Annotated in this window: 22 protein-coding genes and 2 tRNA genes; 13 read left to right on the plus strand and 11 right to left on the minus strand. The window is 38.4% G+C overall.

The genetic code is table 11. The annotated features are described in order from the left end of the window. Positions 1 to 28: 28 nt before the first annotated feature. Together FHG08_RS13250 and FHG08_RS13255 are read right to left on the minus strand one after the other, a co-directional pair. On the minus strand, positions 29 to 1,366 hold the full coding sequence (locus FHG08_RS13250) for an ankyrin repeat domain-containing protein (RefSeq protein ID WP_178956264.1): 1,338 nt from the start codon (positions 1,364 to 1,366) through the stop codon (positions 29 to 31). Between the two features lie 210 nt (positions 1,367 to 1,576). Beyond that, positions 1,577 to 2,170, minus strand: a complete 594-nt coding sequence (locus FHG08_RS13255) for a phospholipid-binding protein MlaC (RefSeq protein ID WP_138607759.1) — start codon at positions 2,168 to 2,170, stop codon at positions 1,577 to 1,579. 246 nt (positions 2,171 to 2,416) lie between these two features. Here FHG08_RS13255 and FHG08_RS13260 point away from each other — a divergent pair, with 246 nt between their 5' ends. Together FHG08_RS13260 and FHG08_RS13265 are read left to right on the plus strand one after the other, a co-directional pair. Next, positions 2,417 to 2,953, plus strand: a complete 537-nt coding sequence (locus FHG08_RS13260) for an acyloxyacyl hydrolase (protein WP_178956265.1) — start codon at positions 2,417 to 2,419, stop codon at positions 2,951 to 2,953. 84 nt (positions 2,954 to 3,037) lie between these two features. Next, positions 3,038 to 3,181, plus strand: a complete 144-nt coding sequence (locus FHG08_RS13265) for a DUF2897 family protein (RefSeq protein ID WP_178956266.1) — start codon at positions 3,038 to 3,040, stop codon at positions 3,179 to 3,181. A gap of 31 nt (positions 3,182 to 3,212) precedes the next feature. On the opposite strand, the gene FHG08_RS13270 is transcribed toward FHG08_RS13265, so the two are convergent. Continuing rightward, on the minus strand, positions 3,213 to 4,601 hold the full coding sequence (locus FHG08_RS13270; protein ID WP_178956267.1) for a YjiH family protein: 1,389 nt from the start codon (positions 4,599 to 4,601) through the stop codon (positions 3,213 to 3,215). Positions 4,602 to 4,666: 65 nt separating this feature from the next. Beyond that, on the minus strand, positions 4,667 to 5,725 hold the full coding sequence (gene bamC, locus FHG08_RS13275) for an outer membrane protein assembly factor BamC (RefSeq protein WP_138607751.1): 1,059 nt from the start codon (positions 5,723 to 5,725) through the stop codon (positions 4,667 to 4,669). 354 nt (positions 5,726 to 6,079) lie between these two features. Between bamC and FHG08_RS13280 the strand changes: the two genes are divergently transcribed. The 6 genes from FHG08_RS13280 to FHG08_RS13310 all read left to right on the plus strand — a co-directional run bounded on the left by FHG08_RS13280 (position 6,080) and on the right by FHG08_RS13310 (position 10,606). Beyond that, positions 6,080 to 6,613: a glycine cleavage system protein R gene (locus FHG08_RS13280; protein ID WP_138607749.1), complete on the plus strand. Its 534-nt coding sequence runs from the start codon at positions 6,080 to 6,082 to the stop codon at positions 6,611 to 6,613. A gap of 10 nt (positions 6,614 to 6,623) precedes the next feature. Continuing rightward, positions 6,624 to 7,103, plus strand: a complete 480-nt coding sequence (gene bcp, locus FHG08_RS13285) for a thioredoxin-dependent thiol peroxidase (RefSeq protein WP_178956268.1) — start codon at positions 6,624 to 6,626, stop codon at positions 7,101 to 7,103. Between the two features lie 153 nt (positions 7,104 to 7,256). Then, positions 7,257 to 7,703: a hypothetical protein gene (locus FHG08_RS13290; protein WP_178956269.1), complete on the plus strand. Its 447-nt coding sequence runs from the start codon at positions 7,257 to 7,259 to the stop codon at positions 7,701 to 7,703. A gap of 637 nt (positions 7,704 to 8,340) precedes the next feature. Next, positions 8,341 to 8,739, plus strand: coding sequence for a hypothetical protein (locus tag FHG08_RS13295; RefSeq protein WP_218648488.1), 399 nt, complete (start codon positions 8,341 to 8,343; stop codon positions 8,737 to 8,739). Between the two features lie 220 nt (positions 8,740 to 8,959). Beyond that, complete coding sequence (locus FHG08_RS13305) at positions 8,960 to 9,277, plus strand: antibiotic biosynthesis monooxygenase (protein WP_138607744.1); 318 nt, start codon at positions 8,960 to 8,962, stop codon at positions 9,275 to 9,277. A 120-nt stretch (positions 9,278 to 9,397) separates the two neighbouring features. After that, the gene (locus FHG08_RS13310) at positions 9,398 to 10,606 is read left to right on the plus strand and encodes a beta-propeller fold lactonase family protein (RefSeq protein ID WP_178956270.1); all 1,209 of its coding nucleotides are present in this window, start codon (positions 9,398 to 9,400) and stop codon (positions 10,604 to 10,606) included. Positions 10,607 to 10,876: 270 nt separating this feature from the next. On the opposite strand, the gene queE is transcribed toward FHG08_RS13310, so the two are convergent. After that, positions 10,877 to 11,542: a 7-carboxy-7-deazaguanine synthase QueE gene (queE, locus tag FHG08_RS13315; RefSeq protein WP_178956863.1), complete on the minus strand. Its 666-nt coding sequence runs from the start codon at positions 11,540 to 11,542 to the stop codon at positions 10,877 to 10,879. 145 nt (positions 11,543 to 11,687) lie between these two features. On the opposite strand from queE, the gene queC reads away from it, so the two are divergent. After that, entirely contained in the window at positions 11,688 to 12,344 is a 657-nt protein-coding gene (gene queC / locus FHG08_RS13320) for a 7-cyano-7-deazaguanine synthase QueC (protein WP_008110177.1), read from the plus strand. 60 nt (positions 12,345 to 12,404) lie between these two features. Here queC and FHG08_RS13325 read toward each other — a convergent pair whose 3' ends face one another. Continuing rightward, complete coding sequence (locus FHG08_RS13325) at positions 12,405 to 12,854, minus strand: isoprenylcysteine carboxylmethyltransferase family protein (protein WP_138607740.1); 450 nt, start codon at positions 12,852 to 12,854, stop codon at positions 12,405 to 12,407. Positions 12,855 to 13,028: 174 nt separating this feature from the next. Here FHG08_RS13325 and FHG08_RS13330 point away from each other — a divergent pair, with 174 nt between their 5' ends. After that, a complete protein-coding gene (locus FHG08_RS13330) occupies positions 13,029 to 13,271 on the plus strand; it encodes a hypothetical protein (RefSeq protein WP_178956271.1) in 243 nt (80 codons plus the stop codon). A gap of 8 nt (positions 13,272 to 13,279) precedes the next feature. Here FHG08_RS13330 and FHG08_RS13335 read toward each other — a convergent pair whose 3' ends face one another. From FHG08_RS13335 to FHG08_RS13355, 5 genes are all read right to left on the minus strand, one after another. Beyond that, the gene (locus tag FHG08_RS13335) at positions 13,280 to 14,293 is read right to left on the minus strand and encodes a hypothetical protein (protein ID WP_178956272.1); all 1,014 of its coding nucleotides are present in this window, start codon (positions 14,291 to 14,293) and stop codon (positions 13,280 to 13,282) included. Between the two features lie 95 nt (positions 14,294 to 14,388). After that, positions 14,389 to 15,054 carry a tRNA (adenine(22)-N(1))-methyltransferase TrmK gene (locus FHG08_RS13340; protein ID WP_178956273.1) on the minus strand — a complete coding sequence of 222 codons (666 nt, stop codon included), beginning with the start codon at positions 15,052 to 15,054 and terminating at the stop codon, positions 14,389 to 14,391. Between the two features lie 8 nt (positions 15,055 to 15,062). Then, positions 15,063 to 15,992 carry a class I SAM-dependent methyltransferase gene (locus FHG08_RS13345; protein WP_178956274.1) on the minus strand — a complete coding sequence of 310 codons (930 nt, stop codon included), beginning with the start codon at positions 15,990 to 15,992 and terminating at the stop codon, positions 15,063 to 15,065. After that, a complete protein-coding gene (gene uvrB, locus FHG08_RS13350; protein WP_178956275.1) occupies positions 15,993 to 17,987 on the minus strand; it encodes an excinuclease ABC subunit UvrB in 1,995 nt (664 codons plus the stop codon). Continuing rightward, a complete protein-coding gene (locus FHG08_RS13355; protein ID WP_178956276.1) occupies positions 17,984 to 19,363 on the minus strand; it encodes an MATE family efflux transporter in 1,380 nt (459 codons plus the stop codon). The genes uvrB and FHG08_RS13355 overlap by 4 nt, the downstream gene beginning before the upstream one ends. Positions 19,364 to 20,401: 1,038 nt before the next feature. Between FHG08_RS13355 and FHG08_RS13360 the strand changes: the two genes are divergently transcribed. The 3 genes from FHG08_RS13360 to FHG08_RS13370 all read left to right on the plus strand — a co-directional run bounded on the left by FHG08_RS13360 (position 20,402) and on the right by FHG08_RS13370 (position 22,691). Next, positions 20,402 to 20,478 (plus strand) — tRNA-Asn (locus FHG08_RS13360). 21 nt (positions 20,479 to 20,499) lie between these two features. After that, a tRNA-Asn gene (locus FHG08_RS13365) sits at positions 20,500 to 20,576 on the plus strand. 171 nt (positions 20,577 to 20,747) lie between these two features. Next, on the plus strand, positions 20,748 to 22,691 hold the full coding sequence (locus FHG08_RS13370) for a GGDEF domain-containing protein (RefSeq protein ID WP_178956277.1): 1,944 nt from the start codon (positions 20,748 to 20,750) through the stop codon (positions 22,689 to 22,691). The last annotated feature ends 23 nt before the right edge of the window (positions 22,692 to 22,714 follow it).

Raw genomic sequence — 22,714 nt, forward strand, 5'->3', positions numbered from 1 at the left:
GCGCGTTTTTTTGTAATTAAATAAATGGTTAAACTAACTCGCTTAAAGCAGCTAACCCCACTATGCAAGCTAAACCTAGCTGGGCTATAAGGCTAAAAGCCGATACCACTCTTAATAAAAACAATCCCCAAGGATGTTTAATATGCGGGTACAACGAACAACGCTTTAAATTTGTCGCAAAGAAAAAACACACCACCGCCGTCATGGTCATAAAAAGAGTAAGCTCACTTTTTATAGTGATGTTTTCATCAAAAAAGAAAAACAACTGAAGTGGTAGCAATAACGCCACAACCGCGTGTAATACATGTACCTTTTTAATTCGCTCTAACTGCCCTTCAGGGGATAACTCTTTAATTCCAAAATCACGTTCAAGGCACTTAACTAAATTACTGGCTTTGATACTTACCGCTAAACGATAACAACTTAATCCATCGTTATTACGCGCTCTAAAGTCATAGCCCGCTTTAAGCAGTAAAATCATTAACGATTCATTTTTACTCATTACTGCGTAATGCAGCGCCGTATTACCTTTATTGTCGACGGCTTTTTTATCTTGGTACTGCAGGAGTGTTTCAACTACATTTACATAGCCTTTTTCTGCTGCCCACATAAATGCTGTTTTGTTATCTTCATCGGTTAAAGCACCTGTAGCGCCCTGCTCAATAAAGCGCATCGCCATTGTTTGCTTAGCTTTTTTCTTGTTTAGGTGGGCAAGTAAAGCATTTTCTAACAACACAATAGAATCAACATCAGGCGAAACCTGAGTTAATAAAGTAAAGTAATCTTTGCCTGCAGCTACCTTTTCGCTGGTGAGCTCTGCTAAATAGTCAATGTCTGCAATCGACTGAGGAATATACGCACTTAAGCGTTCTCTAAAGTCGACCTCTTGCCAAATAGATAGGGTGTCTGCTGCCGACAACTTGGCACCCTGTTCTAGGGCATGCTCTATTAGAGTGAAAAAGCGTTTACTAAAAAATAGGCTAATCAATGAAAGCGGCGTTTCAATATTATTTTGTGCCGATACACTTGCGTATTTTTCAAGTCGCTGACACAGCATTAACACAATATTTTCTATGTTGTAGTCATTAGCAAAATAGTGCTCTTTAAGTGCTGCAATATAGACTTGTGCATCCTCATCATATTCACAAATATGCTGAAAGTAACATTCTTCAAACGGCTCTATGGGGGTTAACCAGGTTAAATAATAAATTGGGGGCAAAACCGTGGTGCAAACACCATCATCTTCTTCAGTAGAACGACAGGCAGGCCAAGCTTCTAAAGCATCTAAAATGAAGGCACCGTTTTGTTCAACCAGCCCTTTGACCAGTAACGGGTATTCCTTTGGCCAAATTAGTACATTTTCCATTAAAACAACACAACTCCAGTGTAGCTCGGGTGAGTGGTCAGTTATAACAGTTTTTAGCTGACACCACGCTTAATCAAAGAAGCCGATATTCTAACACAGCTAGGTTGCCAAGCTAGCGTAAACTCGTGCAATATAGGCCAAAATACAAAAGCAACTAACGACATGCGCCATTAGCTGCTTTTACGGTTGGAGCTTTTAATTACAAAGGAACTAACTTTGCTGAAGTTCTGCTGTGACTTGATCTAAACCCACATCAGAAATACGTTGAATGATCTCTTTTTGCTTAGCACTAAGTAACGAAATCCCCTCAGCAACAATATCGTATACTTTCCATTGCTGATCGTTCCCCAAACGAAGTTTAAAGTGTAAATCTATGGTGGGTTTATTAGCTTCAATAATTTGCGTTTTAACTGTGGCAAATTTAGAGTCGCTTGCAGCAGCGTCTTGCTCAAAAATTACATCTTGCCCTGTGTACTTCACAAGCGCACTAGCATAAGTGCCCGTTAAGTAATGCTCTACCGCATCTATAAACGCAACGCCTTGTTCACGGTTAATGCCTTTAATATGTTTACCTAATAATTTAAACGACACAAACTTAATATCAATATGTGGCATCAAACGCTGCTCAACAATTAATGACATCGCTTCTTTGCTGGCATTACCTTGCGCATTTACCTGCCCAATATCGTTAAATAATGATTCGGCTACAGTTTGCAATAATTGTTTAGGTGACGGCTGCGTTTGTGCAGTGAGTGCGCTACTAAAAAAAACAGCAATAACCACTAAAAGCTTTATAAGTTTCATAATAAATGCATAGTTTAAATAATTAAGTTTAGTGTAATCTACGCAAATAACAGGCAACAAAAAAGGCATAAATAAGCAACTTATTAATGCCCAATTAGCACCAATAAAATTAATTAAATAAATTCAATTAGTTAAAAACTTTAGTTAACAAGCCATCTACAAGCGGATTTTTGTCCTCATTGAAAACAGTAATTCACCGCCCTTATCATTTAATTACTATTTAAATTTACCTACCAGTAGGTCGTTATGAAAACCTCATTTGAGATGATTTCAATTATTGTTTTTTGTTTATTTTTACTGCCAACAAATGCAGCCTATGCATCCTCAAGCCATGGCTACGCTGTGGACTTATTAAAAGGCGAAGGTAATGTGACTGGGGTAAAGCTTGCGTATCAATATCATCCCAAGGGTGCACAAAACTTTGTTGGCGATGCCCGTTTTTATCTAGAAAGCAGCCTCAATCTGTGGCATTACCACCATGATCAACAGTCACAATCCAACCTAGTATTCGCTGTTTCACCAGTTGTGCAGTTTCCTGCATTTAGCGTATACAATACGCCATTCTATGTGGAGGCTGGTATTGGCTTTTCCCTACTTGATGAGCACCATTTTGCAGGTAAAAACCTAAGTACTCACTATCAGTTTGAAGATAGAATAGGCCTAGTGGCCGATTTTGGAGAAACCAACGTAGCACTGCGTATTATTCACTATTCAAACGCAGGATTTAAAGCACCTAATCCAGGAATAAACTTTTTAACATTGTCGGTAGCACAACGGTTTTAAACACCCGTAATAAACACTCAAAATGTTGCGGCTTATATTGAAAGCGGTCATAATTACTGCTTAAAAAACAATAAGGTCAACAACATGCAAATTTGGCAAATCGTACTCGTTATCTCGATTGTACTGGCTATTGTTATCGGTAATTTAGCACTGCTGCGTTTAAGTGCAAAAAGCGAGTTTAAAGCCTCTCCCTCTATTATTCATAAAAAAGACATAAAAAAGCCCTGAATATTCAGGGCTTTTTTCGTTTAATTATTACTTAACCAACTAACCAGTGTGCCATTAAGGCAATAACAGGCAATGTAACTAATGTTCTGAGAATGAAAATAACAAACAACTCAAAAATATTAACTGGTATTTTACTTCCTAATAAAAGTGCGCCCACTTCAGACATATAAATAAGTTGCGTCACACTCATGGCTGCAATAATAAAACGTGTTACATCACTTTCAATTGAACCTGCAGCTAAAATAGAAGGAATAAACATATCTGCAAAACCGACCATAATAGTTTGTGCAGCCATTTCAGCTTCTGGTACTTGTAAAAGCTCCAAGAACGGAATAAACGGCATACCTAAATACTGAAATATCGGGGTATATTCAGCAATAATAAGTGCAAATGTACCCACAGCCATGACTACTGGTAATACTGCAAACACCATATCAAATGCATTGTGTATACCTTCTTCTAAGGTGCCCTTCAAGCCTGGCGCTTTTTCTGCTTTAGTTAATGCAACATCAAGTGAATGCTTAAATAATGTTTTGCCTTCAGGAACCAATTCAGCGTTTCCATCGGGCTCTTCACCATCAATAAGCACGTCCTTTTTAAAACGCAGTGGTGGTAAACGCGGAACAATTATCGCAGCCACTACACCGGCTAAACACACGGTTAGGTAGAAAGGTGCAAATAAGTATTCAAGCTTTACTTGGCCAATAACAACTAAACAAAAGGTAATTGATACAGCAGAGAAAGTGGTACCAATAATCGCAGCTTCACGTTGAGTATAATATTTATCTTCATACTGACGCGCAGTCATTAAAATACCTACGCTACCATCACCTAACCATGAAGCAACACAATTAACTGCACTGCGCCCTGGCACCCCAAACAATGGACGCATTACTTTAGTAAGTAAGGTACCCACCAGCTCAAGTAAACCAAAATTAAGTAATAACGGCAGTAATAAGCCCGCTAAAATAAACACCGAAAACAGCACCGGTAATAAATCTTTTAATACTAGCAAGCCAGTATTTTCTGAGGTAATAGCATGCGGTCCAACTTGAAAATAAGTTAAAAGCACAAACGCCATACCAAACAACCGTGTTACTAACCAAATCCAACTCACATTAAACAAATGATTTAATAAGCGAAATTTGGTTAAGCTTTTCGGTTTAAAGACACTAAGCACCAGCGACATTACACCAGTAATACAAATAATGGTAGCTATTAGCCCTAGTGCTATCTCACTGAATGAGGCTTGAATTGCCTTGGCCATTACCGCGATAGGTATCGTCATTATTTCGCCAGACGGTACTGGCGTCATGAACAAAAAAACGCCGATTAAAGAAGGAATTAAAAAAACCAACCATACTTTCAAATCATAACTTTTTTGAACGGATGCTGGGCGTGATGAATCTAACTGAGACATATTTTCAACCTGTAAAAACCACAAAAAGAGCTAAGTGCTCTTTTTGTGGTAAGTATTTATAATTATTAAATTTTAATACCGCGCTTAATTAACGCCGCTTCTAATGCTTGCTGTAAACCATTCATTGTACCTGGTTCAAGCGTTTCGCCTTTGTCATCCATCCACGTAAGACTGGTGCCACCTTGCTTGGTTTTGCTAACCAAAATTTGGTATTGGCCTTCATCAATTGGTAATTCTGTTGGTTCATCGCCCCAAATAGAATCCCATACGCTACTTTCTACTTTGGCGTAATCTGCTGTAATTAAACCTGTCTCTTGGTTTATTTCAACAATGGTGAAAGATAAGCGCTCTAAGAATCCAGAAAAGCGATCGAATACTGTATCGTAGGCTTGCTCAGTAACAAGTGCTGCATTGCCTTTGTTATCAAACCCAAGCTCTAATGAAATTACCCCTTTACGCTTACGCATATCAACTTCAAGTTGACGATAGCGGTAATCAAACTCACTTACTACTTGGTTAAGTGCACGTACTTCTAGCTGCTGTTTTAATAAATCAGTCAAAGGCTTATCGCCTTTAAAATCAATAAGCTCCGCAGTTAAAGACGCTGTACGTTGATGCTCTTTTTCTTCAATAGTAAATTTAAAACGTTCTAAATCAACACTTTCATCATCGCCCCATAACCAGCTTTCCTCTGGCTTAACAATAGCGTACCAATCTGTTTCAAGTGTTCCTTGCATTTTGTTTTGTTGTGTCGCACTAATGTTGTTGTCAGCAAGCACTGCTTGAATCGAGTCCCAAATGAATACATCTAAATCGTCAATGCCATCATTTTTATCAAAATAAATACGTGCTTGTTTATCTGCTTCCTCAACCCAACTGCCTTTAGCAACCGTTAATACTTGCGCCGGCGGACGATAGTTTGTTGCCTCCGGATTATTATCATATTGACCCACATCCATCTTATAAACAGGATCTTGAGCGGGTTGTGATAACGAAGCAGGTGCTTTAACCGGCTCATGGGCGCGGTAGTTACGCTCATTATGGGCATCACTTGTAAATACACTACACCCTGACAAACTTACCAATACACTTACTGCAAGTGCTTTTGGGATCCAATACTGCACAGATAATTCTCCTTAGCATACCCTTAATTGTTTTAACAAATATATGAGTGGGTAATACCGATTTGGTTCAGTGTAAAATCAATATTAACTTTACATTTATAATTTGCTTATCTAACTGCATTAAGCCAACAAGATGACCGACAGACTAAGCTACAAATAGACACATTTTTGCTATGGTACTTTCACAAGCTTGTAAAAACAAGAAACACTGCACTATTAACCGCCTAAAATTAACCGTCGCTGTAGTTTAACGCGGGTTTTGTGTTAAACTTTGCTGCCGTGCAACGCTACGTGTTTATTTTTTGTTGCCAAGTCGGTTGTTATCATCCAAGTAACTTAGGTACTTTAAAACCCATGACTGCATTTTCAAATCATCAAATTGTTTTAACCGCAATTGGCGAAGATAGATCGGGCATCGTTAGTGAGCTTACGCAACTCGTCAGTGATTGCCACTGTAATATTATAGATAGCCGCATTGCTATTTTAGGCAACGAACTTACTTTTATTATGCTACTTAGCGGTGATATGTCAGCCATTAGCCGTATTGAGCACACCCTGCCTACCAAAGGTATGGAGCTTGGCCTGCTTACTATGATGAAACGCACTTCAAGCCATAATCAAAGCGAGTTTTGTGCAGGTTACACCCTAGAATATACTGGCATAGACACCCCTGGCACCTTGAGTAAAGTAACGCGCTTTTTTGCAGACAGTAATATTAATATTTGCTCATTAAAATCAGATACCTACGAAGAAGATACTGAACTTAAAATGCGCTGTGAACTTGAATTTAATATTCCCGTTGACGTTGACATTGACCAATTTAAAATTAGTTTTGAAAACCTTTCGCACGTTTTAAACGTAGATTACATCTTTCGACGTATTCGCTAAGGAGTTTAGCATGAACAAAATTACCCCATTACAAAGTGGCGACACAGCACCGGCTTTTAGCTTACAAAACCAAAATGACGAAACCGTCGTGCTCAACGAGTTATTAAAAGAAAAACAAGTATTGGTATACTTTTACCCTAAAGCGTCAACGCCAGGCTGTACCATACAAGCCGAGAATCTGCGTGACCAACAAGCCGAGCTTGCAAAATTCAACACTCACGTGGTTGGTATAAGCCCAGATCCAATTAAGCGCCTTAAAAACTTTGAAACTAAAAAAGAGCTTAACTTTGACCTACTTTCTGACGAAGATCATGCCATTGCTGAGGCATTTGGCGTGTGGGGATACAAAAAGTTTATGGGCAAAGAATATGATGGTATCCACCGCCTCACTTTCTTAGTCGGTCAAGACGGTAAAATTAAACACTTGTTTGATAAATTTAAAACCAAAGATCATCACCAAGTGGTATTGGATTATTTAGCTGCTGAATAAAGGCTAAAGGCTAAAGGCTAAAGGCTAAAGGCTAAACAAGATAAAATAAAAGCGTTGCTCAAGGGCAACGCTTTTTTGTATTTATCGCTTTAGTACTTTAGCATTCCTGCCGATAGCTAAATTGGTAACGAATAACATTATGGATAATTAACCGTGATACAGCTAAATAAACACTCAGCCTTTGACGTTAAAATTGCAGCAGAAAAAATAAATGTTGCACAACAAACAAAAGAAACAACTAAAAATAAGGACAACGCTGATTATCAATTATCAGACAGAGAGCGTAATAAACTCTCGGGAAAAGAGGCTGAGCAAAACGTTGAAAAAACCACAAATTCAGAAATACCTGAATATATTGCAAAAATGATAGAGCAACTTAAAGAGCTCAAACAGCTGCTTGAAGAACAAAAAGAACAACTCACTCAATTACAAGCTCAATCGGACCAAGAAGACGAGGCTATACAAGCACAAATTGAAGCACAAGCAAACATCGTTTCATCAACACAATCTCAAGTAGTCGCGCTGGTGCAAATGATTAGCCAAGCCATGAAAGATGCAGGTATTACAGACGCTGGCGCACTTGTCAGTGCCATTGTTTGAATTTTCAGAAACAGCGATTCAGCTTCATATAAATTTACTTTATAGTAGCGTTTTTGTGTTTACCTTCGACTTAATATTTCAATAGTAAATACGCCTACCCTAGCGATTAAAAATTACGTTATGCACTAAGTTTTAAGTTTTAAGTTTTAAGCTGTTCAAGAAGATTATTATTGTTGTTGTGACAGTACATTTAAAAGTTAGTAATTTACTTAACCCCTGAAACGTATTTTATTTTTATATTGCACATTAATTTGATTACCTAGTCAGGCACACTAGCCAGTTGAACTCACAGCGAGAACCTGTCATCCAGATGAATCGTCATTAATTTAGTAATAATGAGAGGAAACTTTCCTCTTTTTTACGTGTTTATATAAGCTACAGAAATTATAATATTTATAGCCGGCAATAACTTAAGCTATTTGCTATTAATGCAAGTTCACAAAATAAGGACGTTTTTGCGCTAAAATGGGGAAAGTGTCCTCTGATAAAGCTGTTAGCCAACTAGAGATAATTTGGAGTATCAAGTTAGATACAACCCACATTCAGACCTTGCGAATTTAGCTCAATATCAACTTGATTGCATTGAGACAAAAAATAGTTCTGGTCACTCCAATGGTATTAGTATGGATATGCAAGCATGTTTAATCTCACATGTATTTCTGGCGGAGGTGTTAATAAATATGGCGGGTTTTGGCTTACTCCAAGAAAGCTTCAAAGAAAAGAAACCGTATCATTGGAAACGAAAAATGTTTTCTCGATTTTAAATGTCGAGCATATCGAAGGATTACATGAAGTCCTTGATGCACTTCGTGGTGCAAGAAATAGTTTGGCACATGCAAAGCCCGATAGATATGAATACGATCTGGGTGACAGTGAAGTCGAATTTGCAGTTTTTAAGCGACCTTATAATGAACTCTTGACGATTGAATTTCTTAAGCATGCAAACTCAGCTCTCAATGAGCTTTCGTATGTAATGGGAAATAACGAGGACATAGAGGACTACGGGTTAATTACTTCTGCGGTTGAAGTTGGCTAGCAAATTCTTCAAGAACGATTCGCACGCGTGGCATTTTTACTATGCGTTGGTTTTAGTGGTTAAGGTAGTGTGCGGAAGCATTGGTATAGCAGTGAAAATGCTCTCTTTTGGCGAAGAGGCAAGAAAATTTCAGAGAACGATGTTAAAATTTCTAATGAGTCGTTCAAAAGGACAAAAAACCGATAACTTTTAACGAGGCGTTATATACTTAGGAGACCCAATGTCAGCTATCGCTAATACACCTAAACCTCCATATTTTGCTGTGATTTTCACTTCTACGCGAACTGAAGATGATAATGGCTACGGTGAAACGGCAAATAGGATGGTTGAGCTTGCTGAGCAACAACCTGGTTTTTTAGGCATAGAATCAGCTAGAGAAAATGTTGGTATAACTGTCTCCTACTGGGCAGATCTAGATTCAATTAAAAATTGGAAAGCTAACTCTGAGCACTTAGAAGCTCAAAAAACTGGTCGTAAGTCTTGGTACGATTCATTTAAAGTTCGTATCTCAAAAGTAGAGCGAGATTACGGCCTATAACAAGCGTATCAAATCTGACTCCGCAAGCTGTCGTTTTTGCAAAATACAAAAGGCGAAGAAGTGCGCTAACTCGCTCCACAGTTTATACAGGCGCTATGTTCCTAAAAGAGTTTAAAATTAATGTTTAATAATAAAAAGATGATTGCACTTTTCCTCTTTGTGGGGCTTATTAACACCGATGCATCTTATGCTAGTGGTATAGAAGATCTTCAGCTCATCCAAGTACTAAAAGATGACGTTAACGACTTTGATGGCTTAGGTAACCCTAGGAGTGTTAAGGTTATTTCGGATAATTCAAAGGTTTTTGTTTCTAGTGGAGACGATAATGCTCTCGCTGTTTTTAATTTAGACGAAAATTTTAAGCTAACTTTTAGCCAAGTGTTCAAAAATACCGCCACCAACATAAACGGTTTAGAAGGCGCCTCTGGTGTTACCTATTTTGATCTCGGTAATGAAATAGTCGTTACTGGATTCTATGATGGCGCCTTAACCAAATTCTCTAGAAATAATAATAGTTACCGTTTTAATCAATTTATCAGTGACGGTCTAAGCTATGAAAGAGTGTTTGATAGTAATGTGCCAATAGGCAAACTTGATAGCCTTGGTCTTTTAGGCGCTTGGAATATCGTCAAGGCTAACAACGAAAAGCAGCTCTTCGTTGCAAGCTATATGAGTAACGCTATTTCTATTTTAGATGTAATGGAGGATAAAAAGGTTATTTTTAATAGAGTTATAAAAGACGCTAAGCCACTTAGTAATGATTTAGGGAAACCTATTGCCATAGCTTTATCTCCACTAAATAATGAGTTGTACGTCCTAGGTTTTGATGGTCATCAATTAACCATTTATGATAGAGACCCTAGCGGTGACTTATTAGCAAAACAAGTATTAAAAAATGACATTGCAGGTGTGAAGCAATTTATTAATCCACAAGAAATTGTTGTCTCACCAAATGGAAAATTTTTGTATGTTGCCTGTGCTGGGAGTAATTCTATTGTTGTTTTTCACAAATTGGATACCGGACAATTTACATTTTTACAGGCAATAAATAATTCGGATATTGGCGGTTCTGGCTTAGAGGGAGCAAGTAGCTTAGCGATATCGTCAGATGGCTTAAAAATATATGCAGCTGGGGAGTCGGGTAGCGGTCTATATTTATTTAGTGTGAAAGCTGATGGGCGACTTAGCTATAAGAATAAGCTAGTAAATGTGCATGATGATGAATTAAATGGAATCTCATCTATTACTCTTACCGTTGATAATCGTCACTTATTGGTTGCGACTGGTAAAGGTAATTCGTTATTTGTCTTTAAAATAAAGATACAATAGACGTCTCGAAACATAAATAGTGTTACCCAGTCGGATTCGTATAGTTTGCTAAGCGCCACTTCACTTTGTATTTTAACGAACTACTTCTCGCCGCTTAAAACAACACTCACAATGTCCGCTCGTGGCACTTTATAGTCTATGAAGCACCATTCAAAAAATTTGAGACACTTTTTTGTTGGGTTTCGCTGTACTCAACCCAACCTACGTAATATAACTCAACGCCGAGCAGCTGATCGCTTATAGCTAAGCACTTATAACTGCTCTTTCTGTTTAACTAATTCCCAAAAACTTATGTACTTGAATTGATAAACGCCAGTTTTTGGCGATACAAGTATCAATGGCTAATTTAGTTGCCGACGTTTTTTGGCTGATTGGCTGTAAATATACCAGTTTTGGGTTAACACCCGTGGCGACAAATAACTCTTCCAGTTCTTCTACGTGCTTTTGCATAGCAACCGGATGTTTAATTTCATCGGCGCGTTGCATAGCACTGCTCAATACTTTGTAACCACCACGCATATTAATTTTTGGCGATACCGTAACCCACGTTTGGGCAGGGGCGAGAATTTCGAAGGTGCCACTGGTTTCTATTTGCGTGCTAAAGCCATGATCATGCAATAAATTACATACTGGATTTAAATCGTACATGCAAGGTTCACCACCGGTGATCACAACATGCTTGGCTGTATAGCCACGGGATTTAAATAACTCCAGGACCTGCGCGGCACTGGCCTCAGCCCAATGATCTGAGTCGGCTTTTTTTTCTACCGTGTCATCTAGTGATACTTTATATACATTATCAACATCCCAGGTTTGTTTAGTGTCACACCACGAACATCCCACAGGACAACCTTGCAGGCGTAAAAATATAGACGGCGTACCGGTAAAGCTCGCTTCACCTTGAATGGTTTCAAACACTTCATTAATTTTGTACAAAAGAAATCTCACTTACAACCTGACGGCAAAATTGTTACTATTAAAAATCGCAAAGCACGGTGCAAAAATTGTCATTTATGCCTTGGCCGTGTAGTATATCGCGCCCTGATATAAACCTCTATCAAAACTAAAGAGCAAACCACGTATGACGCAAAAAGTAGTTGTTATTTATTCCGGCGGTATGGACTCATTTACTGTATTAAATAAAGCCTTGCAGCAAGGCCATGATGTTTATGCCCTCTCGTTTGATTATGGTCAGCGTCATGTTAAAGAACTTAAAGTTGCCGCCAACGTATGTGAAAAGCTAAATGTCCCGCACAAAATTGTTGATATATCAGCAATTAATCAGCTTATTGGTGGTTCGTCGTTAACAGACGATATTGATGTGCCAGAAGGCCATTACGAAGAAGAAAGCATGAAAAGCACCATTGTGCCTAACCGCAATATGATTTTACTTTCCTTAGCGGTAGGTTATGCAGTGTCGCTTAAAGCGAGCAAAGTATATTACGGCGCGCATTCAGGCGATCATGCAATTTACCCTGACTGTCGTCCTGAGTTTGTTAAAAAGATGGATGATGTATGTCGTATTGCAAATTACGATGCAGTAGAAATTTTTAGCCCGTATTTAAACAATACTAAAATCGATATTTTAACCGACGGTATTAAAATGGGCTTAGACTACAGCCAAACATGGACCTGTTATAATGGTCGTGACAAAGCGTGTGGTAAATGTGGTGCCTGCCAAGAACGTTTAGAGGCCTTTGAGCTTAACAACGTGACAGACCCGCTTGAATATGAGTAAAGTTCAACGTTAATACACTAAAAGGCTACCAAGGGTAGCCTTTTTTGTTGCGATAAAACGTTAAAGCCAGCGTTTTACTCGTGATTTATAATCGTCAAATTGCTCACCAAATAATTTGTGGAGCGCCCGTTCCTCTGGGATTATTTGAAATAAGGTAATGTAAGCAATAAACCCTGCTACACCTAAAAAAGCCCACATTGAACCCAACCACACGCCCCAGCCTGCTAATATAAACGCAAAACCTAAATACATCGGATTACGAGAGAATTTATAAACACCTGAGGTAACTAAACTAGACGCTTGTTCTGGTTTGTTAGGTAGTACTGTTGTTTTAGCAAACCGGAAACTCACGACCCCAGCAATACAAAATATACACCCAGTAGCGACAAGTGCTAGCGAGAGATAAGTAATAAATGCGCTAAAATCAATCACGCTATAATGTGCAATCAGTGCCATTACAGCAGCAAAAAACACCACAACCACAACCGGTGGAATTTTATTATTTAACATACCTACTCCTTGTATCGATTAAAAAACTTCATAATTACTATATGGTGGCATCACAAATAATAACAATGACTTATCGAATATTTATAAATACAAATAAAGTTACAATTAATTAGCTTTATGAGCGCTTAATTATGGTTATAATTTAAGCTTAAATAAAAGTTAAAGGAAGTAATTATGTCTGGCACAACAATGATAGTTCTCATTGTACTTATTTCTGTAGGTTCGGGAGTTATTTACGATATGTATAAAAAGCACCTTGAATTTAAACATAAAGTACAGGACAACAATCAAGACGAACACAAACAACTAGCTGAGGTAACCGCTCAAGTGAGTGAACTTAAACAACGAGTACAAACACTTGAAGCCATTGTTACCGACTCAAGCTATAACGTAAAACAAGAAATAAACAAACTTTAATGTATACGTTACAAGTAATTTGGGTATAAATGTGCGTTTTCAGGCTGCTCAATGCCATGGGCAGCTAAAAAACCACCAATTGCTTGACCACACCCTTGCGGTGCTCTGCCACTGTCTATTTCAAAATTTAACTGATTCGCCTCTTGTTTACCCATTGAGCACAAACTAACTGAACTTGGCGAACGCATAGAAACACTTAACTCGCCTATTTGCTCCGCCTGTACATGCTTATTAAAACGTGCAAAACCTTGGTATTTAAAATGCTCGCTCACATAATCATTGCTTATAGCAACCAATGCGGCAATAAAACTATGTAAAAAGCTATTTGTTGTTGTATCCGGTGCTAAGAATGACAAAGTTTTGTTATTAAACTCACTCAGCTGGCAACTATCGCAATGAAGTTGAACCGTATACACCTGTTCACCGGTGATTATAGCTTGGCAGTTAATTAGCTCTATTTGGTTATCCGCAAACACAAGGCGCTCTATCAGCTCGTTCAATGAAATATTTTTAAACGATGTACTTTTAACAAGCTCGGGATTTTGTGCCATAACGGGTAAATCATGATGATTATTAAATGGCGTACTAGTTGCGCCTTGGTGTTGCAGCTGAAAAAGCTCTCTAACCTCATGTTCACGCGCCACTTTTAACGCTAAAAATGCAGTTTGAATAAGCTCTGAAGTAGGTAAGTTTTGCTCTACTGGCCAACGGCGACCAAACAATAGTTTTTTTGCTTTATTATCAGCACGGTAATTGTCGGGACTAAGTACTGCTACTTGCAAATAAACATCACTGTTTTTTTCAGCTGCTAACACACTAAAGTGGTTGGAAAAACTAATGTCGTTAAGTACTTCATTAACACTGGCCAGTGTATGCTTGTAACGCAAAAAATGCTGCGGAACAATCCAATTTTTATTAGCCAGTTGCACTAGGGGCGCATACGAAATGGGTTGCTCGTAGCTGTGTTGCCATTTTTGCCCATCACCTAATAATGACTCAATTTTTATATTGTTATCTGACATATATAAACCAAATAAATCTGCCCAGCGGCAAGATATTAACTATGAAGCACTTTACGAAGTTAATCATAAAAAACGATCACACTTTTTGTCAGTATTTAGCGTCCAAATACGTGTTGATACTCTGTTATAACTTTTTGATAGTAAAGTCTATCTTTATTGAGCATTCGGGTATAATGGTCAAGCAATTGTTGCTGATATTGATGATGTTGAGAGTTATGTATATCCCACATGTTAGCCCCCGTTTTAGTGATAGTGCCCGTGGCATTAAAGCTGACTTGTAACACTTCGTAAAAACGCTTATTTTCAACAATAATTTGCTCGCTTTCGAGCTGCAAATTACACGCCTGTAAACCCGCACGTACCTTATAAAGGTGCATAATAGGGCAAATAATAAAACGAAGTTGTTTAAGGCTTTGTGGGTTATTAGCAATAATTTGCTGAATTAGCTTTAAACATAAATCGCCCCCTACTCCAGCAATAACAATTACTTGCTTAGCACCTGTTGGCAGTTTAATTTGAGCAACATCTTCGCAGCGCACTTGCCATGAAGGCAAAGACTTTACTTGCTCAAATTGTTGTAGCGACTGCTCAAGCGCTTCCATTAACTCTGGAATAATATCAACAAAGTTTATTTGTTTGGCTATGCCGCGCTCAAGTAATGCCATACCTAAAAAGCCATGATCGCAACAACAATCCCAAACAATATCGTGCGGCTGTGTAATTAACGAATTGATGGCGTTTAAACGTTTACTCAGTTTCATTTAACTCACTATGTTTTTGTTTTGTACACCAATGCTTTTAAGCTTTTATCGCTATCAATTTCAATAAAGCGATCCGTAGGTTCTAGGCGTTTAACAAACTCAATAGCACCTTGAGTATGCTCTTCAATAAGTGCTCTAAAATCGTTTTCTGTAAGCTCAGGGCTATTAGCGCATAACAATAGCTGTGTAGTATCGTTTAAAAGCTCAGGAAGTCTGCGCAGCACTTTTTGATAGTCTTTAGTTAAAATAAAACTGCCTTTTTGAAAACTGGGCGGATCAACAATAATCAAATCAAACGGTGCTGCTTTTTTTAGCTTACCAAACGACTTTAAAATATCGTGCGGTAAAAAACTGACCCCACGATCGACATTATTGAGTTGGTGGTTTTGCTTACCCACTTTTAACACACCTTTGCTCATATCCATGTTCATCACATGATCTGCACCACCGTGCATAGCCGCAACCGAAAAACCACAGGTATAAGAAAACAAATTTAGTACTTTGGCGTGCTTACTATTTTGCATAACAAACTCACGGCCTTTTCGCATATCAGGAAAAATACCGGTGTTTTGCTTACTCATTAAATCAACCAAAAAACGCACCCCGTTTTCGGCTACGCTATGACGAACTGGCAGTTGACCGTGAACAAGGGTGTTATGGCTTTGTAGCCCAGCTCGCTGTTGATACACCAATGCAGTAATTAACTCTGGATGATGTTGTTGTGCCCATTGCCATAACGTATCGGTGAGTGCAGCGAGTGTTTCCTCGTCAATTTCACTGTATGACACCAAAAACAAACTTGGTGGGTAAAAGTCTAAGTTAATATGACTAAGCGCTTCCACACTGTGGCCACGCCCATGAAATACCCGGCAAAGCTCATTATCGGAAAAAGGCGTGTCTGCCAAAGCATTTATAAGGGGAGTAAAATCGGTTGTCATTTAATTAATCAACTGTTGTTGTAGTTCATGTATTTCGTCGCGCACTGAGGCGGCTTTTTCAAATTCTAAATCACTGGCATACGCATGCATTTTGGTTTCTAACTGCTTAATTTGCGTTGCAATTTCTTTAGCACTGAGGATTTTTTTAGAGTCTTTACGAATAAGCTGTAGATTGTCTTGCGGTGAGGCATCTTGGCCTACATCCATTACATCAAGTATCTTTTTAACCAAGGCACTAGGTTCAATACCGTGCTTAACATTATAAGCATGTTGTATTTCTCGGCGTCGGTCAGTTTCTTCAATGGCTTTGGCCATCGATTTAGTCACTCTGTCACCGTATAAAATAGCGCGGCCATCAAGGTGGCGCGCCGCACGGCCTATTGTTTGAATAAGTGAGCGCGCTGAACGTAAAAAGCCTTCTTTATCAGCATCTAAAATAGCCACTAGTGCAACTTCTGGCATATCTAAGCCTTCACGTAGTAAGTTAATGCCTACTAACACATCAAATACACCGGCACGTAAATCTCGAATAATTTCTACCCGCTCTACGGTATCAATGTCAGAGTGTAAATAACGTACTTTTACATTGTGCTCACTCAGGTAGTCAGTTAAATCTTCAGCCATACGTTTGGTAAGCGTGGTTACCAGCACTCGCTCTTTTGCTTCAACACATTTGTAAATTTCTGAGAGTAAATCATCAACCTGATCGCCTACTGGGCGAACTTCAATAACAGGGTCAAGTAAGCCGGTTGGACGAATAACCTGCTCTGCAACTTCGCCGTTGCTGCGCTCTAATTCAAAGTCGCCTGGGGTGGCCGATACATAAATGGTTTGTGGTGCAATGGCCTCAAACTCTTCAAAACGCAGTGGCCTGTTATCCATAGCTGAGGGCATTCTAAAACCATATTCAACGAGGTTTTCTTTACGGCTTCTATCGCCTTTATACATGGCACCAATTTGCGAGACGGTTACGTGCGATTCATCAATAATCATTAATGCATCGTCGGGTAAATAGTCCAGTAATGTTGGCGGTGGATCGCCAGGTGTACGCCCCGATAAATAACGGCTGTAGTTTTCAATACCAGAGCAATAACCAAGCTCGGTCATCATTTCTATATCGTATTGGGTACGCTGAGCTATGCGCTGCTCTTCTACTAACTTGTTTGCGCTGAGCAATTGTGCTCTGCGCTCTTTGAGTTCGGCTTTAATTTTTTCTATGGCTTCGAGAATTTTTTCTCGTGGCGTTACATAGTGAGTTTTAGGATAAATAGTGGCACGTACTATGTGTTTTTCTACCGCACCGGTTAATGGGTCAAAAATACTTAAGCGTTCAACTTCGTCATCAAACATTTCTACACGCACTGCATAGGTGTCTGATTCAGCTGGAAATATATCAACCACTTCACCACGAACGCGGTATGTACCGCGACTAAAATCAATATCGTTTCGCGTATATTGTAGCTCTGCAAGACGGCGCAGCATGTCACGTTGATCGACCTTTTCACCTACTTTTAAAAGCAGCATCATTTTCATGTATGAGTCAGGATCGCCCAAACCATAAATTGCCGACACAGAGGCAACAATAATGGTATCGCGTCGCTCTAAAAGCGCTTTAGTGGCACTGAGTCGCATTTGCTCTATGTGTTCATTAATAGATGCGTCTTTTTCGATAAAGGTGTCGCTGGCTACCACATAGGCTTCAGGTTGGTAGTAATCGTAGTAAGATACAAAGTATTCAACCGCATTATGTGGAAAAAATTCTTTCATTTCGCCATACAATTGAGCCGCTAAGGTTTTATTATGCGCCATAATAATAGTTGGCCGGTTTAAATCACTAATAATGTTAGCCATAGTGAACGTTTTACCGGTTCCCGTTGCGCCTAATAAGGTTTGCTGGGCCAGTCCGGCCTCTAAGCCTTCACACAACTGAGCAATAGCGGTTGGCTGATCCCCTGCGGGTTTAAATTTTGATACTAGCTGAAAATGATCGCTCAATGACTACACTCCTGTAATGCTTGACTGCTTAACGCTTCAATTTCTTTCATAAACCACTTGTAGGCTACAAGTGCTGTAAATAAATTACCAATGGCCGCGCCAATAAACAAGCCGATTAAGCCTGCAAGTTCGTTTCCGATATACGCAAAGGGAATATAAAAAACAAACAATCGAATAACGCTCAAAACTAAGGCGTTCATGGGTTTGTGTAAAGCGTTAAACGAGGAGTTTGATAAAATGATCACTCCTTGCAAACCATAACTTAAAGGAATGGTATAAATAAACAGCTTGATGACATCAACAACAGCTTGCTCTTTACCAAATATTTCACTAATGACACCTGAAAAAATAATTAATACAATATAAATAACAAACTGCCACAACATTACAAACTTGAGCGTACCTAGGTAGGCATCTTTTACGCGAGAAAAATGACTTGCTCCAAAATTTTGGCTAATAAAAGGTGGTAAGGTCATCGACAAAGCTAATACCACTAAACTCGCTATTGATTCTATTCGACTCCCTACTCCAAAAGCTGCCACAGCTTCGGGGCCATGATGAGCAACCAATGCGGTCATTACCGCCATAGCAACTGGGGTGAGCATGTTAGCACCCGCTGCCGGTAAACCAATTTTTAAAATTTTACGAATTGCACCAACAATGGTTTGTTTGCCCGCTTTTAAACTGAGCAACTGCTTTTTAAAAATTAATATGTATAAAATAATCGCCACTGCAACTGCCCAAGCTATAACACTGGCAATAGCAGCCCCTTTAATACCTAATGCGGGAATAGGACCAAAGCCAAAAATAAGCATCGGATCGAGTACAGCATTAATAAGCCCAGCCCCGCCCATAATAATGCTTGGTGTTTTAGTATCACCACTGGCACGCAGTACTGAATTTCCAATCATGGGGGTAATTAAAAACACACTACCCAAAAACCAAATACTAATATACTGATGAATTAGTGGAAGTACTTGCTCCCCTGCCCCAAGCAAGGTAAATATGGGGTCAATCAATAAATAGCCACTGGCAGATAAAACCAATACTAATATTACCGCTACCAACAACGAAACACTGGCATCAAAACGCGCTTCTTCTATATTGTTACTGCCTAATGCTTTTGCAATAACCGCAGAAGTACCTATACCTAAACCAATTGCTAAACTGATTACAGTAAAAGTAACGGGAAATGTAAAACTCACCGCGGCAAGCGGCTCTGTACCCAATAAGCTAATAAAAAAAGTATCAACTATGTTGAACATCATTAAGGTTATCATCCCAAAAATCATTGGAACGGTCATTTTCTTTAGCGTAGGCAAAATTGGAGCGGTGAGTAAATCAGAGCGAGTATGTGATTGAGAATGTGCGCGCATAAAATAAATAAGCCTCTTTTACTGAACGGCATATTTTAAAGCATCCGAGCTGTTCAAGCCATGCTTTATTAAACCTAAACCATTTAATCCGTTTTTTATCAAAAAACTGTTATTTTTATGCTGTTGTAAATAAATTTCGCACAAACACATTAAAAACCAAATTAAATACATTTATATAACTTTTGCAACATTTAGCTTTTAGGTTTTGCTGATTTATTACACAGTTAGCGATAATGCTTTATCGTCACGAAAAATTTTATTTATCGTTTAGGTGGCTATCTAAGCTGAATCATAAGTCTTTGTTTTTAAGAACATAAAAAAAAAGCTTTTTAATACTTGAAATCGTTGTAGCGCCCTACAACGCTGGGGGTGCTGATGTTCTTAAAGTTTAATAAACAGAGTTATCCACAGAAACCGTGGATAACTCATTCAACCCCACGTTTATAAAGGGCTACAACGAGGTGCAAATTTAAAGGTGCTGTGATTTTTTTACGTTATCAATAAGCAAACAACGTTAAATGGAATTGTAACGCCTTGATATGGGATTATTTGTTTATTTAATGCAAATCCACATTCGTGCTTAATAAATAGCCAAGCCTTTGATTGCTTTATTTTTATACAACTCCATAGCAGTTCTAAAATTATTAGGTTTTTATCAATATTTAAAATAAATATACGTCTTTGATTAAGATTCAGTTCAACAAACTTTAACGATACAAAATAAAAGTGAGGTATTTATTTTAAATACGTTTATTTAGACTTTGTAAAAATATAGGAAATAGAACAGTTTTTTATCACTAAAAGCTACTTTATTTAATTTTACGGCAAGTTTTATTAGCTGAAATTACTCACTTGATTCAAATATTACGCTGTTTTTGTAAAACAATATCACTGCGCTTTACTTAAATAGTGTTATAAAACGCGCAGATTGCACATAAAAACAACGAATAGACCTCTTTTTTGAATTTATGATCTTTTATATGTTGACACTTTGCTATGCGGTCATTAATATTTCGCCCCGTTGAAAGGCAAGACGCTTCCCCCTTAGCTCAGTTGGTTAGAGCGACGGACTGTTAATCCGCAGGTCCCCCGTTCGAGTCGGGGAGGGGGAGCCAAGTTTATGTTTATGATGTAGTTCCCCCTTAGCTCAGTTGGTTAGAGCGACGGACTGTTAATCCGCAGGTCCCCCGTTCGAGTCGGGGAGGGGGAGCCAATTTACTACACTTCCATAGACATCTCCTTAAATTTGCTCTACCATTTCCTATTAAAATAAAAAACTTTTTGATTACAAAAACTAACTATTTGATAACTTTCTTTATCAAGCTATAATTATTTTAATAATCATGAGGTTGTGTCCTCCCCTTTGACATATAAAGATTAAACAATGGCAGCATTTAAAAAACTTATTTTTATACAACTGATGGCTTGGTTGATTCTTGTGACTGCTGGCTGTTATTTTATTAGCCAAAACTTTGATAGTGCCATCGGTAAAGCTCAAAAAAATGCGCAGGCGACCGTCGAGCAATATATTAAAAACCTATCTGCAACTGACCTCTCTGCTGATAACTTAAAAAATACACTTGCAAGCAGTGAAATCTTTTCACATTTTACTTTACGTGATTATCAAGGTGCGGAAGTATTTTCAGTTAACAATTCAGCGCAATTACCTGTTATTGCAGAACTTATTCAGTCAAACAATAACTCAGTACGCCCTCAGTATGCCACTAATGATAACGCCGATATAAAAGTTGAGTTTAAAATCAACATCACTCATTTGAGTGAGCAGTTTCAAACTGCTTTTTTTATAATTTTAATTATTAGCACCCTACTCGCTCTAATACCTATTGCATTAATGAAAACCATTGTTAAGCACATTAATGACAATATATGTACGGACGTTGCTGATGTCATTGATATTTATATAAACCAAAATCAACTAGGCGATGATTTTGCGACTAAAATTGATTCGCCAGAGTTAGCTAAGTTAGGGAAAAGTTTAATTCCTAGCTTTAATCGTTTATCGCACTTTTTAAAAAGTAAGAATGACAATATAAAAAATGCTGCACACACAATAAAACGTGAGGCCTACAAAGACGGTGTGACTGAGTTAGGTAATCGCAATATGTTTGTTGATTACTACGAAAAGAATATTGAAAACACCGAAGTAAGTACATTTGGCTCTTTAGCACTCGTTCGCTGTAGTGAGTTGCAGTCTATAAATCAAAGCCGCGGTTATCAAAAAGGTGATGAATACATTAAAGCCGTTGCAGATATTATTGTCAGCATCAGTGGCACCTATTCCGGCAGCCAAGTTTTTAGAGTAAACAGCTCTGATTTTATAACCATTTTACCAAATACCCCGTTGAAAGAAGCCGAAAAATTTGGTGAGAACTTACAATCTCGCTTTACTCAATATATGCAAAACCAAGAGCTTAGCTCGGTTGCAAACACGGGTATTGTGGGGTACGAAAAATCAAAACCTTTGGGTGAGTTACTCTCTATTGTTGATAATGCAATGAGCATGGCGCAGTCTAAGCAAGCTAATGCGTGGCATGTGCAACGTGATACTGATCTAGTTAATAATGTGAGCGCAGGATTTGGTAACCAAAACTGGCGTAAAGTGATTAACGAAGTAATTGAGTCTAAAAGCGTCCATTTGGTGATCCAAAATATTATGCCTTTAGGCAAAAGCATTAAAGCCTATGCTGAAATTCAAGCCCGCTTCAAAACAGAAGAAAACCAAGCTTTGCCTACCGCTTCATTTTTAGCAATGGCTGAAAAGCTCGATATGGCCATTGAAATTGACAAGTTAATAATAGAATCGTCTTTGGAAAGAATAAAATCGAGTAATTTATCTGAAAAGTATTTTGGCTTAAATATTACCCCATCTAGCGCGCACAGCGACCAATTCATGATTTGGTTAGAGCGCCGCTTACTCAAAGATACCCATATTGCTTCTAAGTTAATTTTTGAAGTGAGTGAATTTGGTCTTCAACAAAACATTAAAGCAAGCAAACGCTTTATTGATATGGTACATCGCGTTGGTGCCAGAATAACGGTAGAACGCTTTGGTGTGGGACTCACCTCATTTAAATTTTTCAGAGATTTAAAACCAGATTTTATTAAAATGGATGCAAGCTATACACGTGGTTTGGAAGACGATAAAAACAATCAGTACTTTATGCGTTTAATGGTCGACCTTGCCCATAGAATTGGCGTCAGTGTTTTTGCAGAGGGCGTTGAAAGCCAAGAAGAAAAACATATTGTAGAAACATTATGCCTTGATGGCGTTCAGGGTTATTACATTGAAAAGCCTAAAGACATCTAACCCATCCTAACTCAAATAAAAAA

Origin of the sequence: Pseudoalteromonas sp. Scap03 (assembly GCF_013393115.1) — a bacterium.
In the GTDB taxonomy this organism is placed as follows: Bacteria; Pseudomonadota; Gammaproteobacteria; order Enterobacterales; family Alteromonadaceae; genus Pseudoalteromonas.

Excerpts from the sequence above, each read along its gene's own strand:
- FHG08_RS13310 (WP_178956270.1), top strand. The coding sequence starts at position 9,398 with ATGTTTAATAATAAAAAGATGATTGCACTTTTCCTCTTTGTGGGGCTT.
- FHG08_RS13305 (WP_138607744.1), top strand. The coding sequence starts at position 8,960 with ATGTCAGCTATCGCTAATACACCTAAACCTCCATATTTTGCTGTGATT.
- FHG08_RS13255 (WP_138607759.1), bottom strand. The coding sequence starts at position 2,170 with ATGAAACTTATAAAGCTTTTAGTGGTTATTGCTGTTTTTTTTAGTAGC.
- FHG08_RS13280 (WP_138607749.1), top strand. The coding sequence starts at position 6,080 with ATGACTGCATTTTCAAATCATCAAATTGTTTTAACCGCAATTGGCGAA.
- FHG08_RS13270 (WP_178956267.1), bottom strand. The coding sequence starts at position 4,601 with ATGTCTCAGTTAGATTCATCACGCCCAGCATCCGTTCAAAAAAGTTAT.
- bcp (WP_178956268.1), top strand. The coding sequence starts at position 6,624 with ATGAACAAAATTACCCCATTACAAAGTGGCGACACAGCACCGGCTTTT.
- FHG08_RS13340 (WP_178956273.1), bottom strand. The coding sequence starts at position 15,054 with ATGAAACTGAGTAAACGTTTAAACGCCATCAATTCGTTAATTACACAG.
- FHG08_RS13335 (WP_178956272.1), bottom strand. The coding sequence starts at position 14,293 with ATGTCAGATAACAATATAAAAATTGAGTCATTATTAGGTGATGGGCAA.
- FHG08_RS13250 (WP_178956264.1), bottom strand. The coding sequence starts at position 1,366 with ATGGAAAATGTACTAATTTGGCCAAAGGAATACCCGTTACTGGTCAAA.
- FHG08_RS13370 (WP_178956277.1), top strand. The coding sequence starts at position 20,748 with ATGGCAGCATTTAAAAAACTTATTTTTATACAACTGATGGCTTGGTTG.
- FHG08_RS13295 (WP_218648488.1), top strand. The coding sequence starts at position 8,341 with ATGTTTAATCTCACATGTATTTCTGGCGGAGGTGTTAATAAATATGGC.
- FHG08_RS13260 (WP_178956265.1), top strand. The coding sequence starts at position 2,417 with ATGAAAACCTCATTTGAGATGATTTCAATTATTGTTTTTTGTTTATTT.
- FHG08_RS13345 (WP_178956274.1), bottom strand. The coding sequence starts at position 15,992 with ATGACAACCGATTTTACTCCCCTTATAAATGCTTTGGCAGACACGCCT.
- FHG08_RS13355 (WP_178956276.1), bottom strand. The coding sequence starts at position 19,363 with ATGCGCGCACATTCTCAATCACATACTCGCTCTGATTTACTCACCGCT.
- FHG08_RS13325 (WP_138607740.1), bottom strand. The coding sequence starts at position 12,854 with ATGTTAAATAATAAAATTCCACCGGTTGTGGTTGTGGTGTTTTTTGCT.
- FHG08_RS13265 (WP_178956266.1), top strand. The coding sequence starts at position 3,038 with ATGCAAATTTGGCAAATCGTACTCGTTATCTCGATTGTACTGGCTATT.
- queC (WP_008110177.1), top strand. The coding sequence starts at position 11,688 with ATGACGCAAAAAGTAGTTGTTATTTATTCCGGCGGTATGGACTCATTT.
- FHG08_RS13330 (WP_178956271.1), top strand. The coding sequence starts at position 13,029 with ATGTCTGGCACAACAATGATAGTTCTCATTGTACTTATTTCTGTAGGT.